Source organism: Bradyrhizobium sp. AUGA SZCCT0176 (assembly GCF_018130145.1).
In the GTDB taxonomy this organism is placed as follows: domain Bacteria; phylum Pseudomonadota; class Alphaproteobacteria; order Rhizobiales; family Xanthobacteraceae; genus Bradyrhizobium.
Genome location: NZ_JAFCMB010000005.1, coordinates 215,943 through 236,784 on the forward strand (window position 1 = coordinate 215,943; position 20,842 = coordinate 236,784).

16 protein-coding genes are annotated in these 20,842 nt (G+C 62.8%); 8 read left to right on the forward strand and 8 right to left on the reverse strand.

Annotation, left to right across the window (positions count from 1 at the left end):
* Positions 1–116 precede the first annotated feature (116 nt).
* The 3 genes from JQ600_RS14835 to JQ600_RS14845 all read left to right on the forward strand — a co-directional run bounded on the left by JQ600_RS14835 (position 117) and on the right by JQ600_RS14845 (position 2,913).
* On the forward strand, positions 117–1,289 hold the full coding sequence (locus JQ600_RS14835; protein WP_212265460.1) for a M20 aminoacylase family protein: 1,173 nt from the start codon (positions 117–119) through the stop codon (positions 1,287–1,289).
* 98 nt (positions 1,290–1,387) lie between these two features.
* The gene (locus JQ600_RS14840; RefSeq protein WP_212265459.1) at positions 1,388–1,582 is read left to right on the forward strand and encodes a hypothetical protein; all 195 of its coding nucleotides are present in this window, start codon (positions 1,388–1,390) and stop codon (positions 1,580–1,582) included.
* A gap of 158 nt (positions 1,583–1,740) precedes the next feature.
* Complete coding sequence (locus tag JQ600_RS14845; protein ID WP_212265458.1) at positions 1,741–2,913, forward strand: M20 aminoacylase family protein; 1,173 nt, start codon at positions 1,741–1,743, stop codon at positions 2,911–2,913.
* Between the two features lie 244 nt (positions 2,914–3,157).
* On the opposite strand, the gene JQ600_RS14850 is transcribed toward JQ600_RS14845, so the two are convergent.
* The 4 genes from JQ600_RS14850 to JQ600_RS14865 all read right to left on the reverse strand — a co-directional run bounded on the left by JQ600_RS14850 (position 3,158) and on the right by JQ600_RS14865 (position 8,584).
* Complete coding sequence (locus JQ600_RS14850; protein WP_212265457.1) at positions 3,158–4,780, reverse strand: inorganic phosphate transporter; 1,623 nt, start codon at positions 4,778–4,780, stop codon at positions 3,158–3,160.
* A 98-nt stretch (positions 4,781–4,878) separates the two neighbouring features.
* The gene (locus JQ600_RS14855) at positions 4,879–5,319 is read right to left on the reverse strand and encodes a GNAT family N-acetyltransferase (RefSeq protein ID WP_212265456.1); all 441 of its coding nucleotides are present in this window, start codon (positions 5,317–5,319) and stop codon (positions 4,879–4,881) included.
* Between the two features lie 450 nt (positions 5,320–5,769).
* Positions 5,770–7,206 carry a UdgX family uracil-DNA binding protein gene (locus tag JQ600_RS14860; RefSeq protein ID WP_212385673.1) on the reverse strand — a complete coding sequence of 479 codons (1,437 nt, stop codon included), beginning with the start codon at positions 7,204–7,206 and terminating at the stop codon, positions 5,770–5,772.
* Between the two features lie 130 nt (positions 7,207–7,336).
* Positions 7,337–8,584, reverse strand: coding sequence for a putative DNA modification/repair radical SAM protein (locus tag JQ600_RS14865; protein ID WP_212489969.1), 1,248 nt, complete (start codon positions 8,582–8,584; stop codon positions 7,337–7,339).
* 160 nt (positions 8,585–8,744) lie between these two features.
* On the opposite strand from JQ600_RS14865, the gene JQ600_RS14870 reads away from it, so the two are divergent.
* The 5 genes from JQ600_RS14870 to JQ600_RS14890 all read left to right on the forward strand — a co-directional run bounded on the left by JQ600_RS14870 (position 8,745) and on the right by JQ600_RS14890 (position 16,589).
* Positions 8,745–9,539, forward strand: a complete 795-nt coding sequence (locus JQ600_RS14870) for an ImuA family protein (protein WP_212265453.1) — start codon at positions 8,745–8,747, stop codon at positions 9,537–9,539.
* On the forward strand, positions 9,430–11,139 hold the full coding sequence (locus JQ600_RS14875) for a Y-family DNA polymerase (protein WP_409363248.1): 1,710 nt from the start codon (positions 9,430–9,432) through the stop codon (positions 11,137–11,139). The genes JQ600_RS14870 and JQ600_RS14875 overlap by 110 nt, the downstream gene beginning before the upstream one ends.
* The gene (locus tag JQ600_RS14880; protein WP_212385672.1) at positions 11,136–14,591 is read left to right on the forward strand and encodes an error-prone DNA polymerase; all 3,456 of its coding nucleotides are present in this window, start codon (positions 11,136–11,138) and stop codon (positions 14,589–14,591) included. Before JQ600_RS14875 ends, JQ600_RS14880 begins: the two co-directional genes overlap by 4 nt.
* Before the next feature lie 366 nt (positions 14,592–14,957).
* Positions 14,958–16,061, forward strand: coding sequence for a helix-turn-helix transcriptional regulator (locus JQ600_RS14885; RefSeq protein ID WP_212385671.1), 1,104 nt, complete (start codon positions 14,958–14,960; stop codon positions 16,059–16,061).
* Positions 16,062–16,106: 45 nt separating this feature from the next.
* Positions 16,107–16,589 (forward strand): hypothetical protein, encoded by a 483-nt coding sequence (locus tag JQ600_RS14890; RefSeq protein ID WP_212489970.1) that lies wholly within the window; start codon positions 16,107–16,109, stop codon positions 16,587–16,589.
* A 94-nt stretch (positions 16,590–16,683) separates the two neighbouring features.
* Here JQ600_RS14890 and JQ600_RS14895 read toward each other — a convergent pair whose 3' ends face one another.
* The 4 genes from JQ600_RS14895 to JQ600_RS14910 form a co-directional block, all read right to left on the reverse strand.
* Positions 16,684–16,866: a hypothetical protein gene (locus JQ600_RS14895; protein ID WP_212385669.1), complete on the reverse strand. Its 183-nt coding sequence runs from the start codon at positions 16,864–16,866 to the stop codon at positions 16,684–16,686.
* A 120-nt stretch (positions 16,867–16,986) separates the two neighbouring features.
* A complete protein-coding gene (locus JQ600_RS14900) occupies positions 16,987–18,504 on the reverse strand; it encodes an ABC-F family ATP-binding cassette domain-containing protein (protein WP_212385991.1) in 1,518 nt (505 codons plus the stop codon).
* A gap of 342 nt (positions 18,505–18,846) precedes the next feature.
* Entirely contained in the window at positions 18,847–19,617 is a 771-nt protein-coding gene (locus JQ600_RS14905; protein WP_212385668.1) for an SDR family NAD(P)-dependent oxidoreductase, read from the reverse strand.
* Between the two features lie 872 nt (positions 19,618–20,489).
* Positions 20,490–20,777: a hypothetical protein gene (locus JQ600_RS14910; RefSeq protein WP_211995676.1), complete on the reverse strand. Its 288-nt coding sequence runs from the start codon at positions 20,775–20,777 to the stop codon at positions 20,490–20,492.
* Between the last annotated feature and the right edge of the window lie 65 nt (positions 20,778–20,842).

Sequence of the window (20,842 nt, forward strand, 5' to 3'; positions counted from 1 at the left end):
GAGCTTAGCGAGTTCAGGTCGGGCTGGCAACGCCAGTTTGCCGAGGGGATGTTTGGGTGGTTCGCGTCTTGCATGCTACAGAGGCACAAACGTTCAACCAGAAAACGATCAGTTCCATGCCCATTGTCAACCGCGTCGCCGATCTGCAACCCGATATCCAGGCATGGCGCCGCGATATCCATCAACACCCCGAGTTGTTGTACGAGGTGCACCGCACGGCGGCGCTGGTGGCGGACCGGTTGCGGGAATTCGGCTGCGACGAGGTGGTCACCGGTATTGGCCGCACCGGCGTGGTCGGCGTCATCAAGGGCAATAGGCCCGCCGGCAAGGGTGAGGTGAAGGTGATCGGGCTGCGCGCCGACATGGATGCGCTGCCGATCGAGGAAGCGACCAACCTGCCTTATGCTTCGAAGAACCCGGGCTTGATGCACGCCTGCGGCCATGACGGCCACACCGCCATGCTGCTCGGGGCGGCGCGCTATCTTGCCGAGACGCGCAATTTTGCCGGCGATGCGGTCGTGATCTTCCAGCCGGCGGAAGAAGGCGGCGCGGGGGCCGTTGCGATGATCGAGGACGGGCTGATGGACCGTTTCGGCATCGAGCAGGTCTACGGCATGCATAACGGTCCGGGCATTCCGGTCGGCAGCTTCGCCATTCGCCCCGGTCCGATCATGGCCGGAGGTGACGCTGTCGCCATCCGGATCGAGGGGCGGGGCGGGCATGCCGCGCGTCCGCACAAATGCATCGACTCCGTGCTGGTCGGCGCGCAGCTGATCAATGCGCTGCAGTCGATCGTGTCGCGCAGCGTCGATCCGCTGGAATCGGCGGTCATTTCGATCTGCGAATTTCACGCCGGCAATGCCCGCAACGTGATCCCGCAAACCGCTGAACTGGCCGGCACCGTCCGGACCCTGGACGCCGAAGTGCGGAAACTGGTGGAAAAGCGCGTGCGCGAGGTCGTCGCCGGGGTGGCGCAGATCACGGGCGCGAAGATCGACCTGACCTACAACCGCGGCTACCCGGTGACGGTCAACCATGTCCCGCAGACCGACGTCGCGGTCCGGGCCGCCCGGGAAATCGCCGGCGACGCCAATGTCAACGAGATGCCGCCGCTGATGGCCGGTGAGGATTTCGCCTTCATGCTGGAGCAGCGGCCGGGCGCGCTGATCTTCTGCGGCAACGGCGACAGCGCGGGGCTGCATCACCCCGAATACAATTTCAACGACGAGGCCCTCGTGTTCGGCACCTCGTACTGGATCAAGCTGGTCGAGAACACGCTGGCGGCGTGAGGCCGTTCACGGGCATTTCAACGAGGTCGGCTTGACGGCCGGTCGCCGCGTGGCCAGCTTTATGTTGTGCCTTCCGCAAGGTACATTGGAGCCTGCCAATGAGCGCCAACGCGACCTTCGCATTGCTGATGATCGGAACGGTCATTTCGATCTACCTTGCCGGCCGACTGGCCGAGCGTCGCGGACGCAGCTTCAAGGTTTGGGCGTGGATTGCTGCGTTCATCGGGCCGCTGGCACTCCCTCTGGTGTTCCTGTTTCCGAACCTGCACCGCAGGAATGGTGGCCCGGTCTAAGGACCGCCGGCGCGCAAAGCGTTAAGATGGCAAGCCCGCCCGGGCTCCCCCTTTGGCAAGCGCCCCGGATGGATAGGGCCTCTGCGGTAGGGTGCTGGGTGGAGCGCGTCTTGCATGCTAGACAGGCAAGCGTTCAACCCGGAAGCAGAGAATTTGCAATGCCCATCGTCAACCGCGTCGCCGACCTCCAACCCGATATACAGGCCTGGCGCCGCGATATCCATCAACACCCCGAATTGCTCTATGACGTGCACCGCACTGCGGCATTCGTCGCGGATCGCTTGCGCGAATTCGGCTGCGACGAGGTCGCGACCGGCCTCGGCCGCACCGGCGTGGTTGGCGTCATCAAGGGCAAGAAGCCTGCCGGCAAGGGCGACATCAAGGTGATCGGGCTGCGCGCCGACATGGACGCGCTGCCGATCGAGGAGGCGACCAACCTGCCTTATGCCTCCAAGAATCCCGGCAAGATGCATGCCTGCGGCCATGACGGCCACACCGCGATGCTGTTAGGGGCCGCCCGCTATCTCGCCGAGACCCGCAATTTCGCCGGCGATGCGGTCGTGATCTTCCAGCCCGCCGAAGAGGGTGGCGCGGGCGCCGACGCCATGATCAAGGACGGCCTGATGGACCGTTTCGGCATCGAGCAGGTCTATGGCATGCATAATGGTCCGGGCATTCCGGTCGGCAGTTTCGCCATTCGCCCCGGCCCGATCATGGCGGCGACCGATGAGCTCGACATCAAGATCACCGGGCTTGGCGGCCACGCGGCACGGCCGCATATCTGCATCGATTCCGTACTGGTCGGCGCGCAGGTGGTCACCGCGCTGCAGTCGATCGTGTCGCGCAGCATCGATCCGCTGGAGTCGGCGGTGATTTCGGTCTGCGAGTTCCAGGCCGGCAACGCCCGCAACGTGATCCCGCAAACCGCCGAATTACGCGGCACGATCCGGACGTTGACGCCGGAAGTTCGCGCATTGGTCGAGAAGCGGGTGACCGAGGTGGTCGCCGGCGTCGCGCAGATCACCGGCGCCAAGATCGACCTTACCTACAAGCGTGGCTATCCCGTCACGGTGAACCATGCTTCGCAAACCGACTTCGCCACGCGGATCGCCAGAGAAATCGCCGGCGAGGCCAATGTGCACGAGACCCCGCCGCTGATGGGCGCGGAGGACTTTTCCTACATGCTGGAAGCCCGGCCGGGCGCGTTCATCTTCTGCGGCAATGGCGACACCGCGGGCCTGCATCACCCCGAATATAATTTCAACGACGAGGCGATCGTCCACGGCACGTCGTACTGGATCAAGCTGGTGGAGAACGCGCTGCCGGCGTGAGGCAAGCGCAGGCCAAACGTCTCTTACACTTCTACGGCAACTTGAGAGAACGCCTGCATGTTCATGCAGGCGTTCTTTTATTTGGCGTGCGATACGCGCGCTATCGTCGCTGGCTCAAACCGCTTTAGCGGCCTAGACCCAACCCGGAGCGACCAGCGTTATTCGAGGCTCACGCAAAAAAGCCCGTGCGGTGGCGCGGGCCTTTCTGTTGCATTGCAGCGGAAGAGACCGCCGCAGTCTCTCGTCAGAAAATGTAAGAGAACAGCACGTAGAGGCTCGCCGACAGCATGATCGCGCAGGGCAGCGTCAGCACCCAGGCCATCAAGAGGTTGCGGATGGTGGCTAGCTGCAGGCCGGATCCGTTGGCCGCCATGGTTCCGGCGACACCCGACGACAGCACGTGCGTGGTCGAGACCGGCAGGCCGAAAATATCGGCGGCGCCGATGGTACCGGCGGCAACGAGCTCGGCGGAGGCGCCCTGCGCGTAGGTCAGGTGCGTCTTGCCGATCTTCTCGCCGACGGTGATGACGATGCGCTTCCAGCCGATCATGGTGCCGAGGCCGAGTGCGATCGCGACCGCGATCTTGACCCAGGTCGGGATGAACTTGGTGGCGCTGTCGAGCGAGGCCTTGTAGGCGTTGAGGGTGGCGACCTCGTCCTTCTTGAGGTCGTTTTCCTTGTCCTTCATCAAAAAGCGGATCGCTTCCGAGGTCAGGTACATGTCGTTACGGGTGTTGCCGACGGCTTCAGCCGGCACCTTGTTGAGCGTGCCGTATTTCTGCACCTGGTCGCCGACGTCCTTCACCAGCACGGCCAGCGATGGATAGGTGCCTTCGCTGATCTTGCGCGCGGCGACATATTGCGTCACCGCCGGGCGGGGATCGCCGATGATGCTGTGGCCAGCGCCCTTGGCAGCGATCACCTTGGAAGCTGCCTCGGAGGTCTTCTGGAACTGCACCACCTGCGATTCCGGCAGCGCGCGGTTCAGCGCGTAGGCGGTCGGCACGGTGCCGATCAGGATCAGCATGATCAGGCCCATGCCCTTCTGACCGTCGTTCGAACCATGGGCGAAGCTGACGCCGGTGCAGGTGGCGATCAGGATGCTGCGGATCCACAGCGGCGGCGGCTTGTTGGCTTCGGGCGCGGCGTACAGCGCCGGGTTGCGCACGACGAACTTCAGGACCAGCAGCAGGATAGCGGCCATGCAGAAGCCGAACAGCGGCGACAGCAGCAGCGCGTAGCCGATTTCGGTCGCCTTGGTCCAATCGACGCCCGAGGTGCCGTCGCGGCCGCGCATCAGCGCGTTGGCGATGCCGACGCCGATGATCGAGCCGATCAGGGTGTGCGAAGAGGAAGCCGGCAGGCCCAGATACCAGGTGCCGAGATTCCACACGATCGCGGCGATCAGCAGCGCGAACACCATCGCAAAGCCGGCGCCGCTCCCGACCTGCAGGATCAGTTCGACCGGCAGCAGCGAGACGATGCCGAACGCGACCGCGCCCGATGACAGCAGCACGCCGAGGAAGTTGAAGAAGCCCGACCACATCACGGCAAATTCGGCCGGCAGCGAGTGGGTGTAGATCACGGTCGCGACCGCATTGGCGGTGTCGTGGAAGCCGTTGACGAACTCGAAGCCGAGCGCGATCACGAGCGCGACCAGCAGCAGGATATAGGGCAGATAGGTCGTCACCTTGGCGCCGGTGGCTTCGACGTCGACATAGATGCTGTACATCACGAACAGGAACCCGGCCGCGAGAATGCCGAAGAACAGGATCATCGTGAGCGGGTTGAACCCCTTGTCGAGATTGGGCCTGGAAGCCGGCTGGATCGGTGCTCCCATCGATGAATTGAGTGTCATATCAGTCATGGCAAACCCCCCTGAAATACTAACGGCGGTTAATCTTTTGACCGATGGAGTTGAAGGTTAGATGACAGGGGCGGCGTCCACGCGTGCGTGCCGGTATGTCAGGGGCGCGCCACCCATTCCCCTCGGAGCATGGACATCAGGCGCATCGACCGGAAGGCTCCGTCGGGGTTCCGGTGCAGATCGCGAACCACGCCTTCCTCGACAAACCCGGTTTTGAGGTAAGTCCGGTAGGCCCGTTCATTCTCAACGAATACAAAGAGTTCGACGCGATGCGCCGCCAGATCTTCGAAGCAGATCTGCAGGACCGATCGCAGCAGGCCCGATCCGACGCCGCAGCCGGGGGTTCCAACCGCGATGCGCCTGAGCCGAACGCATTGGTTGGCGCTTCCGATGCCTTGTAAAATGGCAAATCCGGCAATCTCCGTTCCGTCGCAGGCCACCAGATATCGGGAAGACGGGTTTTCGATTTCAGCGGCGTGCTGTTCGGTCTCCCATCGGCCGATCAGACGCACATAGCCTTCCACGCGTTCGATGCGCATGATGGCGGGATGTCAGATTTACGCGCGGTTTGAATCTGCATGGCGGCAGTTTGGCGTTGCCGCGCCTGCCGGGCAATGCCAAGGCAAGAAGCCGCGAGGGGCGATCGCCGCAAGGGATGATGGCCAAGGGATGATGGCCAAGAGATGATGACCAAGACAGGTCGCGCGCTGCACGGCACCGGGGCTAGAGGAAACCGCACAGCGCGCCGACCCCATGGGAACGTCATGGCGTGAACAGGACGCCCCAACCCCTCCCCAAGAGAATGAGATAGTATCATCGATCAATTGAAGGTTGTACATTTATTTGTCAGTTTTCGAGGGGGCGGTAACGGGAATTTGCGGTTCCCCAATTGCCAGTTCCGATTGAATCGGAACTGGCAATTGATTCTTGGTTTGACGCGTTTTCTTGACGCGAACCGGTATCCACTTCGCTTTGGGATGCGCGAAAATTCAGGCAGCGTGCGCCGATTTTCGCAGCAAGGCTGCCGCGATTTTGAGATCGGCCACGAAGCGCTGATACTCTTGCGCCTTGGCGTCGGCGTCCGGCAGCCGCAGCAAATAGGACGGATGCACGGTGACAAGAGCCGTCGCGCCGTCCTCGAGATCAATCAGGCGTCCGCGGCTTTTGTTGATCGGCGTGATTTTGCCGAACACGCTCTGCGCTGCGGTAGCACCCATCGCCACAACCAAGACAGGCTTGATGGCGGCGCGTTCGCGTTCGTACCATTGCCGGCAAGCCTTGATCTCAGCTGTGTTCGGCTTCTGGTGCAGGCGGATTTTCCCGCGCGGCACAAACTTGAAATGCTTCACGGCATTGGTGACGTAGACTTTTGAACGGTCGATGCCGGCCTCATCCAGTGCACGATCCAGCATTTGGCCGGCCGGTCCGACGAACGGCTTGCCCGCGAGGTCTTCCTTGTCGCCGGGCTGTTCGCCGACCAGCATGACCTGGGCATTCTGTGGGCCTTCGCCGAACACGGTCTGGGTGGCGTCCTTCCAGAGCGGGCAGGCGCGGCAATCGGCGGCTTCTTCCCGCAGCATTTCGATGTCGTCGGCTGCCTGTTTGCGTTTCATCGGCGGTTCCTGCCGCTTCTGCGATTTATGCGGTTCGCTCGCCGCATGCGCGATCATGGCGCTGGCGGTGCGTTCGGCACTCTCGATCAGAGGCTTAATCAACGAGGCCTCCGGCAGGTTCCGCCAATATCGCTTCGGCATTTCGGTTTGCATGGCCTTCACCTTCAGCCGGGCGGGATTGAAGATGCTGGCATAGTAACGCCGCCAGGTTTCCTCCAACCGATCTTCGGTCGGCGCCTCGGCCTTAGCTACCCCCGGCGTGATCGAAACGGCATGGCCATCCCAATGCGCGCAGACGTCAGGCGTCAGGATCGACCAGGGCATGTCGGCAAAGCGCCGGGCGAAGAACGGCGCGGCCAGCTCCACGATATGATGCTCCGGCTCGAACCAGGCGACGAAATGCGATTTCTGCTCGCGGCCGATTTCACGGAAGCGCACAAAGGCGTGCATCTTGTGCTCGTCGCGGTGCACGGCCTTTGCCATCGCCGCGACCTCCGCCACGTCAGGATCGGTCGCAACGACAAGCAGGTCGTGGTTGCCGCGTAGCCGCCACAGCAGGCGATAGAGGATGGCAAAGCGTTCGCTATTGCGATGCAGGATCGCGGCTTTCACCAGCTCGACGAATTTGGCCGGGACGTTGAAAGTCGCATTTGGCGGGTCGGGCAGTGGGGTGGTCGATTCAAACAATTCGGGCGCGTCACCTTGCACACGCCATGTCACGTCGGCCGGGCTTACATCATTCAGCACCAGCGTCCGTGCCGCCTTACGCCAGCCGTCAAAATCGGTTTCGCCGTCGAGGGTGATGTGGTGCATGTCTCTCCTCCTCGTCATTGCCTGCGACAAACGCGAAGCGTTTGCGCAAGGGAGCGAAGCGACGAAGCAATCCATTCCTCCGCTTGTGGCGCTATGGATTGCTTCGCTTCGCTCGCAATGACGACTGTGGTCAAAACCCAAACCCCAATTGCGTCGCCTTCGGCCTGAATCGTTCCGCCAGCTTCGCCCCGTCGAGCAGATGCGGCTGCGGGCGGTGATCGCTGAGAACGATGAACGGCAGCGCCTTATTCCTCGGGATGTGCAGCCGGGCGAGATCGGCCGCACGGATCGATGTGACGCGGCGCGTGGCGATGATGCGATCGACGGCCTTGCGGCCGAATCCGGGCACGCGCAGCAGGTCCTCGCGGCTGGCCCGGTTCACATCGAGCGGAAACCGGTCGCGGTGCCGCAATGCCCAGGCGAGTTTTGGATCGATATCGAGCGGCAGCATGCCGGCGGCGTCGTCGACGATCTCGCCGACGTCGAAACCATAAAACCGCATCAACCAGTCGGCCTGATAGAGCCGGTGCTCGCGGACCAGCGGAGGAGCGGCCAGCGGCAACGCGCGGCTGGCATCCGGGATCGGGCTGAAGGCGGAATAATAGACGCGTTTGAGTTTGTAGGAGCCATAGAGATTGGCGCTGGTATGGAGAATGGTTTTGTCGTCGGCCGCATCCGCGCCGATGATCATCTGCGTGCTCTGGCCGGCCGGAGCGAAGAGCGGCGGCTTTGCCTTTGTTACGGTCTTGTTGTTGTTATTGTTGTCCTGCGCTTCATCGAGCTTGAGCCGCAATCGGCCCATGGTGCGGCGGATCGCGCGCACGTCTTTTTCCGGCGCGAGTTTGGCAAGGCTGGCTTCCTCGGGCACTTCGATGTTGATGCTGAGCCGGTCGGCATATCTGCCGGCCTCGGTGATTAGCGCATCATCGGCTTCCGGAATGGTTTTCAGATGAATGTAGCCGCGGAAGTGATGCTCCTCGCGCAGTTTTCTCGCGACAGAAACGACCTGTTCCATGGTGTAGTCGGCGCTGCGGATGATGCCGGAGGAGAGAAACAGGCCTTCGATGTAATTGCGGCGATAGAAGTCGATCGTCAGCTTCACCACCTCGTCGACGGTGAAGCGCGCCCGCGGCACATTGCTGGAGGTGCGGTTGACGCAATAAAGGCAATCGTAGTTGCAGGCATTGGTGAGCAGGACTTTGAGCAGCGAGATGCAGCGGCCGTCCGGCGCGTAGGAATGGCAGATGCCCATGCCGGGCGAGGTCGAGCCGAGGCCCTTGCCGTCGCTGGAATCCCGCTTCTCGGTGCCGCTGGAGGCGCAGGAAGCGTCGTATTTGGCGGCATCGGCCAGGATTTCCAGCTTGCGTTGCACGTCCATCCTTGAATCCCTTTGATTCCGCTTATGAATCGCCTGAGTAGTAATCCCGATTGACTCTGCCGGGCCTGTTAGCTTTATATAGAACATATCATGAACAAATGAACCAGCAGCGGGTTCATTTCAAAACCAGCAATGGCCCACAATTTCCAAGGAGCGGCGCATGACCGGCGCGCGCATGAGCACGCTTGCAAGTTTGCGCGGCCGCATCGAGCGCATCGAGGCGGGCGCGGATACGCATGCGCTTCACAAAGTGGCGCTCGGCCATGCCGAGGCCGATGCGACGCTGTGCGGCGGCCTTGCCCGCGCCGCGGTGCATGAAGTCTTCGCCGAAGGACATCAGGGTGCGGCGGCGACGGGATTCATCGCGGGCCTTGCGGGACGGGTGACATCGCGCCGGCCGCTGGTCTGGGTGCGGCAGGATTTTTCGGAAATCGAATCCGGCGCGCTGTCGATGAGCGGGCTCGCCGAACTCGGCCTCGATCCGCGGCTGCTGGTAACCGTGCGCGCCGCCGATGCCGACGCGGCGCTACGGACCGCCGCCGACGCGCTGGCCTGCGATGCGCTGGGCGCCGTGGTGCTGGAAGTCTGGGGCGAGCCGCGCCAGCTCGATCTCGTCGCCAGCCGCAAACTGACTTTGGCAGCGCAGGCTTCCGGCGTCACCGCATTGCTGTTGCGGCTGGCGGCGACGCCGCAGCCCTCGACCGCGGAGACAAGGTGGATCGTGCGCGCGGCGCATTCGCCGCCATCAGCACCCTGGCATGCGTGGGGCGCGCCGGTGTTCGACGCCGAGCTCGTTCGTAACCGTCATGGCCCGGTTGGGCGGTGGATCATGGAATGGAAATGTGATGAGTGCCTTTTCAGCGAACCGGCGGCGAATCCTCAGCCTCTGGCTGCCACGCCTGCCCATCGACCGCATCAAGCGGCAGCTTACGCAGGGCAGCGCAGAGCGGGTTGAAATCTCTTACGGCACGGGCAGTGCGCCCTCTCTCCCGCTTGCGGGGAAGGGTCGGGGTGGGGGTGTCTCCGCGAGTCATGCTGTTCGTGTGTCCCCGCAAGCGGGAGAGGTGCCAGCCCCCACCGTCGTCGTCGCCAAGCAAAACAACGCGCTGCAGATCTATGCGCTCGATGATCTCGCGGCGCGCTCCGGCCTCGAGATCGGCCTGCCGCTCGCCAATGCCCGCGCGATCTGTCCGGAATTGACGGTGTTCGATGCCGATCCGGTTGCGGACGCCAAGACGCTTGGCGATATCGCCGACTGGTGCGATCGCTTCACGCCGCTGGTGGCGCTCGATCCCCCGCACGGGCTGTATCTCGACATCACCGGCTGCGCCCATCTGTTCGGCGGCGAGCGCGCGCTGCTGCAGACCCTGTGCGGCGCGCTGACCCGCAGAGGCTTTGTCGTCAGCGCTGATATCGCCGGCACCTCGATCTGCGCCCGTACGATGACGCGCCATGCGTCGGGGAAAATCATTGCCGATGGCGAGGAGGCCGACGCCGTCGGCCCGCTGCCGGTCTCGGCGCTCGGCGCCGATAGTGCGATCACCAGCGGCCTGCGCCGCGCCGGACTGAAAACCATCGGCGACGTCGCCGCGCGCGCCCGCCACGAGATCACGGCGCGATTTGGCGCCGGCTTCACGACTTTGCTCGAACACTCGCTGGGGCAGGGCGATGCGCCGATCAGCCCGCGAAAACCCTTGCCGGATTACATCGTCGAAAAACGCTTTCCCGAACCTGTTGCCACCGACACCGTGATCGCGATCAACCTGTCCTCGCTCGCAGGCATGCTGGTCACCGCGATGGACAAGCAAGGCAAGGGCGCGCGGCGGTTGGAGGCGAGTTTCTTCCGCACCGACGGCGCGGTGCGCAACATTACGGTCGATACCGGTCGTCCGGTGACCAGGCCTGAGGTGATCGACCGGCTGTTTCGCGAGCGGCTCGATGCCTTGAACGATCCGCTCGATCCCGGCTTCGGCTTTGACCTGATACGCCTGTCCGCCAGCCGCACCGAAATCGTGGTGCAGCAGCAGCGCGATCTCGACGCCAATGTCCATGACAATGACGAACTGGCCGCCCTGATCGACCGCATCGCGGCGCGGATCGGGGGAAAGCGCGTCGTCGTGCATCTGCCGCAGGACACCCATATCCCGGAACGCGCGGTGCTGGCGGTATCGGCGCAGCATCATCTGGCGGCCGCGACGCAAGCCGCCTGGCCTGATCGTATCGCGAGTGAGCCGCCATTGCGGCCGCTGCGGCTGTTCGAAAGACCTGAGCCCATCAACGTGCCGTTTGCATCCGTGCCCGACGGGCCGCCGCATCAATTTACCTGGCGGCGCGTCACCCATGCGGTGGTGCGGGTGGAAGGTCCCGAACGTATCGCGATGGAATGGTGGAAGCAGAATGGCGAGGCGCTGACGCGGGATTATTTCCGGATCGAGGACGCGGAAGGGCTGCGGTTCTGGATCTACCGCGACGGGCTTTATGAGGGCGAACTCAAAAGCGACGAGGAGGGTGAACCCGTTCTGCCCAAATGGTTCGTGCACGGGCTGTTCGCATGAATACGCCTGCCTATGCCGAAATCGGCATCACCACGAATTTCTCCTTCCTGCGCGGCGGATCCGATCCGCGCGCCTATGTGCAGGAGGCGAGCCGGCTTGGTATTCCCGTGATCGGGATCGCCGATCACAACACGCTGGCCGGCGTGGTGCGCGCCTGGAAGGAGCTCGACAACCCGGAACTTCTGCACAAGCCAAAGCTTCTGATCGGTTCGCGCCTCGTCTTCATGGACGGCACGCCGGATATTCTTGTCTATCCGCGCGACCGTGCCGCCTATGGCCGGCTATGCCAGCTGCTTACCCGCGGCAAGCGCGGCGGCGATACCGAGCGGATCGCCAAGGGCGAGTGTCATCTGAAACTGGATGACCTCCTGGAATTTTCCGAAGGCCAGCTCTTGGTGCTGACGCTGCCGCATCGCTTCGACTCGGCCGGCGCCTTAAAAATCCTGGACCGCCTGAAGGATAGCCGCGCCGACGGCGTGTGGCTGGCCGCAAGCCTCCTGTACCGCGGCGACGACCGCCGCCGGCTGGCGCGGCTGCATCTGATCTCGCTGACATCAAAGGTGCCGCTGCTGGCGACCAACGAGGTGCTGTACCACGATGCCGCGCGCCGCCCGCTGCAGGACGTGCTGACCTGCATCCGCGAAAAGACGACCATCGAGGCCGTCGGCAAGCGGCTCGAGGCCAATGCGGAACGCTATCTCAAGCCGCCGCACGAAATGGCGCGGCTGTTTCGCGATCTGCCGGACGCGATTGCGGAAACCATGCGCTTTGCCGGCCGTATCAATTTCTCGCTCGACCAGCTCAAATATCAATATCCGGACGAACCGGTGCCGCCCGGAAAAACCGCGCAGCAGCATCTGGAAGATCTGACATGGCAGGGTGTCGACCGTTATTTTGGCTACGATGCCAATGACACGCTTCGCGCCACCTTGCACAAGGAACTGGCGCTGATCGCCGAGCTAAACTACGCGCATTATTTTCTCACCGTGCACGACATCGTTCATTATGCGCGTAGCCAGAACATCCTCTGCCAGGGCAGGGGGTCGGCGGCGAATTCGGCGGTCTGCTATGTGCTCGGGATCACCTCGGTCGATCCGACCAAGGTCGATCTGTTGTTCGAGCGGTTCATTTCCAAGGAACGGCTGGAGCCGCCCGACATCGACGTCGACTTCGAGCACTCGCGACGCGAAGAGGTGATGCAATATGTCTACCGGCGCTACGGCCGCCATCGCGCCGCGATCATTGCCACCGTCATCCATTACCGGCCGCGCAGCGCGATCCGCGATGTCGGCAAGGCGCTGGGGCTGACGGAGGACGTCACCGCGGCGCTGGCCGATACGGTGTGGGGCAGCTGGGGCAAGGGCCTCAACGAGATGCAGGTCAGGCAGGCCGGGCTCGACCCTGCGAATACGATGATCGAGCTCGCGGTCGCGCTTGCGGCCGAACTGATCGAATTCCCCCGGCATTTGTCGCAGCATGTCGGCGGCTATGTGCTGACGCAGGATCGGCTCGATACTTACGTGCCGATCGGCAACGCCGCGATGGACGACCGCACCTTCATCGAATGGGACAAGGACGACGTCGACGCCCTGCACATGATGAAGGTCGACGTGCTGGCGCTGGGCATGCTGACCTGCATCCGCAAATGCTTTGATCTCATCGCCGATCACAAGGGTGAGCGATACGAGTTGGCCGATATCAAATCGGAGGACGACGACGCAGTTTATCAAATGCTGCAGCGGGGTGAATCGCTCGGCGTGTTCCAGGTCGAAAGCCGCGCTCAGATGAACATGCTGCCGCGCCTGAAGCCGCGGACCTTCTACGACCTCGTCATCGAGGTCGCGATCGTGCGGCCCGGCCCGATCCAGGGCGACATGGTGCATCCCTATCTCAAGCGCCGAAAAATGCGGCCTGAGGATATCGAATATCCCTATCCGAAGGGCGGCAACAAGGATGAGTTGCGCAACGTGCTGCACAAGACGCTGGGCGTTCCCTTGTTCCAGGAACAGGCGATGCGTATCGCGATCGAGGCGGCGGAATTTACCTCCGAGGAAGCCAACGGATTGCGCCGCGCCATGGCAACGTTCCGCAATCTCGGAACCATCGGCAAGTTCGAAGCCAAGATGGTCGGCAACATGATCCGCCGCGGCTACGATCCCGAGTTCGCCAATAATTGCTTCAACCAGATCAAGGGTTTTGGCTCTTACGGTTTTCCGGAAAGCCATGCCGCGAGTTTTGCGCAGCTCGTCTATGTCTCGTCATGGCTCAAGCATTACCATCCCGACGCGTTCTGCTGCGGGCTCTTGAACTCGCAGCCGATGGGCTTTTATGCGCCTGCGCAGATCGTCGGCGACGCCCGCAAGAACGGCGTCGAGGTGCGCGGGATCGACGTGTCACGCAGCTTTGCGCAGAACACGCTGGAACAGGGCGAAGGGAAATATTGCGCCGTGCGGCTCGGGTTCCGGCAGATCGATGGTTTCAAATGGGCCGATCCGGATGAGGAGGGATTGAAGGCCCTCCAGTCGTCATTCCGGGGCGTCGCGTCAGCGACGAACCCGGAATCCATTGTACCGCATCCGCGTAGCAAGATGGATTCCGGGCTCGCGCTATGCGCGCCCCGGAATGATGGTGGGACCGACGACTGGGCCGACCGCATCATCGCCGCACGAACGCGCCGTCCCTTCTCCTCGCTGGAGGAGTTCGCCCGCGACACCGCACTTCCAAAACGCGCGCTGATCCTGCTGGCGGATGCCGATGCGTTCCGTTCGCTCGGGCTCGATCGCCGCGCCGCGCTGTGGGCGGTGCGCCGGCTGCCCGACGATGTGCCGCTGCCGCTGTTCGAGATAGCGGTGGCGCGCGAGCAGCCGGACGAAAACGCCAAACCGCTGCCTGACATGCCGCTGCCGGAGCAGGTGGTCGCCGACTACCAGACCATCCGGCTGTCGCTGAAGGGCCATCCGATGGAATTTTTGCGCGCGAAGTTTTCAAAGGAGCGCATCGTGCCTTGCGAACATATCGCGCATCGCAACGACCGGCGTCATGTCCGCTGCGCCGGCGTGGTGCTGGTGCGGCAGCGTCCGGGCAGCGCCAAGGGCGTCGTCTTCATGACGCTGGAGGATGAAACCGGGATCGCCAACATCGTGGTGTGGCCGGCGGTGATGGAAAAGTACCGCAAGGAAGTAATGGGCGCGCGCCTGATCCTGGTCGAGGGCTACATCCAGAGCAGTCCGGAACACGTGACGCATCTGGTGGCGCAGCGGCTGTTCGACCGCTCGCACGATCTGATCGGTCTGGCCAACGATGCACTCAGCCGCAAGCATCCGGTGCCGGCGGGCCCTGCGCTGATCGAGCCGCTCAACGACGACCGCCGCGACCACCCCGAGACATCGGCGCAAAAGATCCGCCATCCGCGCAACGTCCGCATCCTGCCGCCGTCGCGGGATTTTCATTAAGGTGCGGAGCCAAGAACGCCTTAAAACGACACGCCTTAAAACGGCACGCCTTAAAACGGCATGCCGCAAGAATGAAATGGCCGCTGGAGGTGAATCCAGCGGCCGCCCGGGAAGAACAAAATTGATTGTTTAAGAATCCTCTAGCCCCCGGTGACCTTAATTTTAGCCGACGCGATGCGATGCTTCGAGTCAAAATTGGCCGGCCTGCTGCAGAAGCGCTGGTAACGTTACCTGCCGGTCTCACCCAAATGGGGGTGGCGTTGGAGGGTTCCTTGTCGGAACCTGCAGCAGCGCAGAATCGGGTCGGTGGAACTCGTCTTGCACGCCGGTTTCGAAGCGCGTGGCGGAAGTGGCATAGGCTGACCAATGGGGACGAAGGTGGACGTTGGCCGGTTGCAGTCGATCAGCAACCGGCTGGGCGATGCAGTGATCGATCCTGCGATGTGGCCTGCCTTGATGCAGGACATTTGCAGCGCCAGCAACTCAGCGGCGGCATGCCTGCTTCAAAGCGACGTCCGGACGCCCGACGTGCCGATGACGGAGTCCGGGCGGGAATTTTTCAAATCCTATTTCGACAATCGCTTCCACGAAAACGACATCCGCGCGGCGCGCGGCGTGCCGTTGTTGCTCGCGGGCCGTCAGATCGTCAGCGACCAGGACATCTTCACCTCCGAAACGGAAATGCTTCGCGATCCCCTGTATGCGCATGCGAACAATTTCGGGCTGCGCTGGTTTGCGGTTATCGGATTTTTTGCAGGCTCCGCGTTGTGGGGCTTTTCCATCCAACGCACGATCGGTGAGGGAGCTTTTGACGAATCCGAAAAGGCGGCGCTTGCCGGCCTGTCCCAACGATTGACGGAGACCGCCACGCTTTCCACTGCTGTCGGAAGGGGCGTGCTGTCCGGCATCACCAATGCCTTGGCCTTCATCAAGCGCGCCGCGATCGCGCTCGACCGGTTCGGATCGGTCATCGACATCAATCCGTCTGCGGAAGCCGCCCTTGGCGGCGATATAAGGATCATCGGGCAGCGCCTCGTCATATCAGACAGGCGGGCCCAATCGACCTTCAATAATTTCCTCGACCGGCTGAGAACCGCCTCCGACGTCGATGCGCTCGGCGTCGCGCCCATCGTGGTCCGCCGCGCCGGCAAGCCGCCGATCGTCGTCCGTGTGCTGCCGGTCGACGGCGCGGCGCGCAGTCCGTTTCTCGGGGCCCGCGCCATTCTCATCCTCTCCGGCTTCGATGAAGGCGAGGCCGAACAGTTGGCGATGCTGCGCCAGGCCTTCCGCCTGACGCCATCGGAAGCGCGCATTACCCTGTGTCTGGCCGGCGGCAAGTCGCTGGAAGAAGTCGCGCAGGAAATGGCAATAGCGCATGAAACCGCACGGTCGCATCTGAAGGCAATCTTCCGCAAGACCGAGACCCACCGGCAAGGCGAGCTGATTGCGCTGGTCAGCCGCCTGCGATAAGGCGTTGACCACACGCCGCCTGCGAAAAGGCCGAATGGGGGTTTCATGATGGCTCGATTGGCCGCGCCGGCCATGCTGGTCCTAATCGCCACCACCTTGGCCGCGTATGCCCAGCCTGCTGACAAGCGAACATGGCGGCTCCGGACCGTGGATGGCCAATCCATGCTGTCCTACGGCACCGACAACGCCGAAGACACCCCGATCACGTTCCGTTGCAAACCGGGCCAGGGCGTGGTGAAGGTCTTCATCAACGAGACCGGCGCCGGCGTGAAGCCGCGCCAGGCGATGTCGGCGTCGCTGATCGCCGGGAGCGTCACCGCGAAACTGCAAGGGCGGACGCTTGTGAACGAGGAAGCCGGCACGCCGAGCTTCGATGGCTCGCTTCCGGGCAGTGATCCGCTGTTCCCGGCGCTGCGGCAGGCGAAGTCGCTGGTGATGGTGGTGGGACCTTCGCGCCAGCAGGTCCCGCTTCGCGAACTCGGCGACAAGGCGGACAAGTTCGAAGGCCTGTGCCGGAAGCGCGCGTGAAAAAGGCCGCCAGGCGAGGCGGCCTCATTCGTGACCGGTGGAACATGGCGGCCCGTCGCCGCCGAGACCAAAATCGTGCGCAAATCGAGAAGTGTTAGTGGTAGGTGCCGAGCGTCGGCCGGGTCCAGATGTCCTGCATGATCCATCCGCCAACGGCACGCTCCGCAAACATCTTCGCAAGCCTGGAGTCCATCGCGCCGCCCACCACGATCTCGAGCTGCGCATCGTCGATCAGGGCCGACTGGTTGTTGCGATCTGAGTTCCTGGACTTGGTCATTGTCGTCTCCCGTTTTCCCTGCAGCGGGACCATTCCCGCCATCCCTGATGACAGGGATACGACGCGTGCCGGGGCGCCACCGTGACGCGTGTCACACAGCAAACGGGCTGTCTCGCGGCGCTAACTGACCGCTGCAAACAGCCCTTCCGGTTCCTCCAGTTCGACCAACTTCTTCTTTTCGATCAACCAGAAACGATTGCCCACCGTCCGCACGAAGTTGCGGTCATGTGACACCAGCAGGCAGCTTGCCTGATGCACCATCAGTTCAGCCTCCAGGGCTTCCTGCCCCTCGATATCCAGATGATTGGTGGGTTCATCGAGCAGATAAAAGTTTGGCTGGGCAAGCCGCAGCAACAGCATGCCCAGACGCGCCTTCTGTCCGCCGGAAAGCTGGCCGATCGGACGTCCCTGCATCTCGATCGAGAGGCCGGCACCCGCGAGCAACGTGCGCGCACGCTGATCGCCGACATCGAAGCGGCGGATGATCGTGTGTGTCGGAGTGTCGGCATCAGCAAGACCGGCAAGAGCCTGATCGCAATAGCCGAGAACGAGCGACTGCGTGGCCTTGATGCCGGCGTGCACCCCGTCTCGATTTTCGATTGCCGCGCGCAGCATGGCTACGAACCGGGTCTTGCCTGCCCCGTTCAATCCCAGCAACACGATCCGGTCTCCCTTGCAGATGAACTGCTTGCCGGTCCGAAACAGCAGCCTGCCATCCGGCGTCTCGACCGTGGCGTCGTCCAGCGTCACCATCACCTTGGCGTGGGTTCCGCGATTGGCAAGCCTGATTGTGCCTGCGGATCGTTCGAGATGCGCGGGCTTTGCTGCATCTTCCAGTTTTTCGGCCCGCTGCTTCAACTGCCTGGTTTTTGACAACAGCAGGTCGCTGCCGGAATTGATGCCGATGTTGTTGAGCTTCGCAGCTTGCTGGCGCAGCTGTTGGGCAGTCTTGAGGTCATGCTGGTAGCGCCGCTCGTCGGAAGCGTCCACTTCGCGGAGTGCGGCGCGTGCCCGTGTATAGGGCAACGAAAACAGCTGCGACTGCTCCGGCCGCAGGAACAGCGTCCGGTTCGTAGTCGCATCGAGAAAGGCGCGGTCGTGGCTGGATATGACGACGGGCATCTCGCGCGGCAGCGCGTTCAGCCAGTTTTCAAGCTGGTTGATCCTGGTGAGGTCGAGATGGTTGGTCGGCTCGTCGAGCAGCAGCACGTTGGCCTCCGTCATCAGCACGCGCGCAAGCATGGCAAGCCGCTGCCAGCCGCCACTCAACTGTTTCAGCGGCCTCTGCCGCAACGCCTCGGGCACCCAAAGCGATTCCAGGGCAACATCAACCCGCCAGCGTTCGCTGTGGCGTTGTTCGGCGGAGAGCGCCTCGAGCACGGCTGCATAGAGGGGGGTCTCCATCAGAGCTTCCGGCACGTTCTGCTCGACACAGCCCACCGTCAGCCCGCGCGATCGGGTGATCTCGCCCTCGCTCGCTTCCATGGTGCCGGCCATGCAGCGCAGCAGGGTGGATTTGCCGCGACCGTTGGCAGCGACCAGCCCGATCCGGTCGCCGGGATTGACGACGAGGTTCAGCCGGGAAAACAGCGGCGCGCTCAGCGTCACGCCGAGATTGCGGATCGTAATAAGCGTCATGATCGTTCTCTGGTCTTGCCGGCGATCACGATATCCGGGGCACGCAGCCATCGTCGGATGTCGGTGTCAAAGCGCGGCGATGAATGAGAATGCGGCGCGAGCGCAATAACGCGCAACGCCTCATGGCCACGAAGGGCAGACCAGGAAGAAGTTCAGAAGTCTCTGGTCAGCCCTGCAAACGCATTTGCAGGGCGTTGACCGGGCCACGCTGGCGATAGTGCCGGAAGAACGTCATCATCGCGCGGCCCTCCTTTCTCGGTTGAGTGACGTCAAAATAACGCGCTCCGCACAGGAGAGCAAGTCTCGTCAAGTCAATCCCGGCAACTGGCGACGGGTAACGTATCAGAAATTCACCCGGTTCGAGATCGCGCCGTCGACGATCAGGTTCGACCCCGTCGTGAAGGAAGACGCCGGGCTTGCGAGGAACACGGCGGCATTGGCGATTTCCTGCGGCGTCGCCATGCGGCCGGTCGGGTTACGCGTTAGCGCGTCCTGATAGCGCTTCGGCATGTTCTGCTCGATCATATTCCAGACGCCGCCCTTGAAATAGACCGTGCCAGGCGACACCACGTTGACGCGGATTTTCTTCGAGGCGTATTGCCGCGCCAGGCCCTTGGCCATGTGGACCAGCGCCGCCTTGATCGGACCGTAGGAGCTGGCGTTGTCGGCCTGTGCCGCCGAAACCGACGAAATGATCACAAAGGCGGCGTCGCCGCTCTTCTCGCCGCTCGCTTCGAGGAACGGCCGCGCGGATTCGAATGCATTGACGGCGCCCAGCACGTCGAGCCGGAAATTCTGCTCCCAGGATGCGGGATCGCCGCCTTGCGCCATGGCGCCGGCATTGGAGAACAGCATGTCGATGCCGCCGAGTTCTGCAGCTGCGCCGCCGATCCATGATTTCAGCGCCGCCGCGTCGGTGATATCGACGGAAGCGCCGGTGGCCTTGACGCCCCGCGCTTTCAGTTCTGCAACGGCGCTTGCGACCTGATCGGCGTTACGCGCGCAAACCGCGACATTGCCGCCTTCGCCGGCCAGCGTGTCGGCAATCGCCCGCCCAATGCCGCGCGTGCCGCCAAGTATGACGGCGTTTCTTCCCTTCAAGCCCAGATCCATTTTGTTTTTCCTTTTGTTGGCGATCGACACTGTAGCAGAACATCGGGGAATGACAGCTTGATTTGCATGTCGTTCTCTCCTCGTCATTGCGAGCGCAGCGAAGCAATCCATATTGCCTCAAGCCGTGCCATGGATTGCTTCGCTGCGCTCGCAATGACGGTCAAGTGCGGCAAAATAGCCCGATGGGCAAATCAGTTCTGATTTACGGAAATCGTGTCAAGCCCCGTAATAAAAAATAATTCTGTTTACCGGAAGACAAATCAGGGCCATATCTTGGCCATCCCGTCCTACTCAGAAGGGCGTCGGCCGTCGTCACGGACGTTGGGCGGGTTGCGATGGACGCTGGTTTACGCTGAGACGATGGCGTGGACTAAGCGTACGGCAAAACCGTGTGGTCCTGGCACCCGTTGCAGGTGTCAAGCTGTCGGGTAGGCGAGAGCTGAACGGCGGCGACGGAGTCAACCAAGAACTCGTCTCCGGGGAGAGCACGGCATAAGCCGTAAAGCCATTGCGCAGGGAAGGCCGGGTGTTCACCGCTGCCCTGTATGCTCGTGTGCAGCCTTTTTAGTGCAAACCGCACACGGGACCGCGGGTGCAGCGCGCACCCGGTCTTCCCTGCGCCCTCGGTTTGATGAGGGCGGGAAGTTTCTGGCAAAGCTCGGGCGCAATGCGTCGCGAGAATGCGGCCACACATCCCCGTCGTCCCGGACAAGCGAAGCGCGATCCGGGACCCATAACCACAGGGAGAAGTTGCGAACGATCTCTGTTACCAAGCCTTATCGAGAGATCACGCGGTATGGGTCCCGGCGTTCGCCGGGACGACGTGCGGAGCGATTGCGCAATTACGCAACTAGGCTGGGACGACAGCGAGGCTACTCCGGCGCCGCGCCGACCGGCGGCCCGCCTGGCGGCCGGTGCAGGAAGGTGATCGTCGCATAGGCGCCGACCCACGAACCGACGGCCGCAAACACCACATAGACCCAGTTCTCGGTGTAGCTGATGACCGCATAGGACGAGAGCACATACCAGACGCTGCTCCAGGTCGCCGCCGGCACGCGCTTGCGCGCCACCACGGCCGAGGTGAACATGACATAGACCGCATCGGTGGCGGCGGTTGCGAGCAGGACCGCACCGGCGGTCAGGGGTTCGACGGCGGCCATTGCAACTCCTTCGTGCAGTTAAGGCGTAGCCCGGATGGAGCGTAGCGAAATCCGGGAGGATTTCG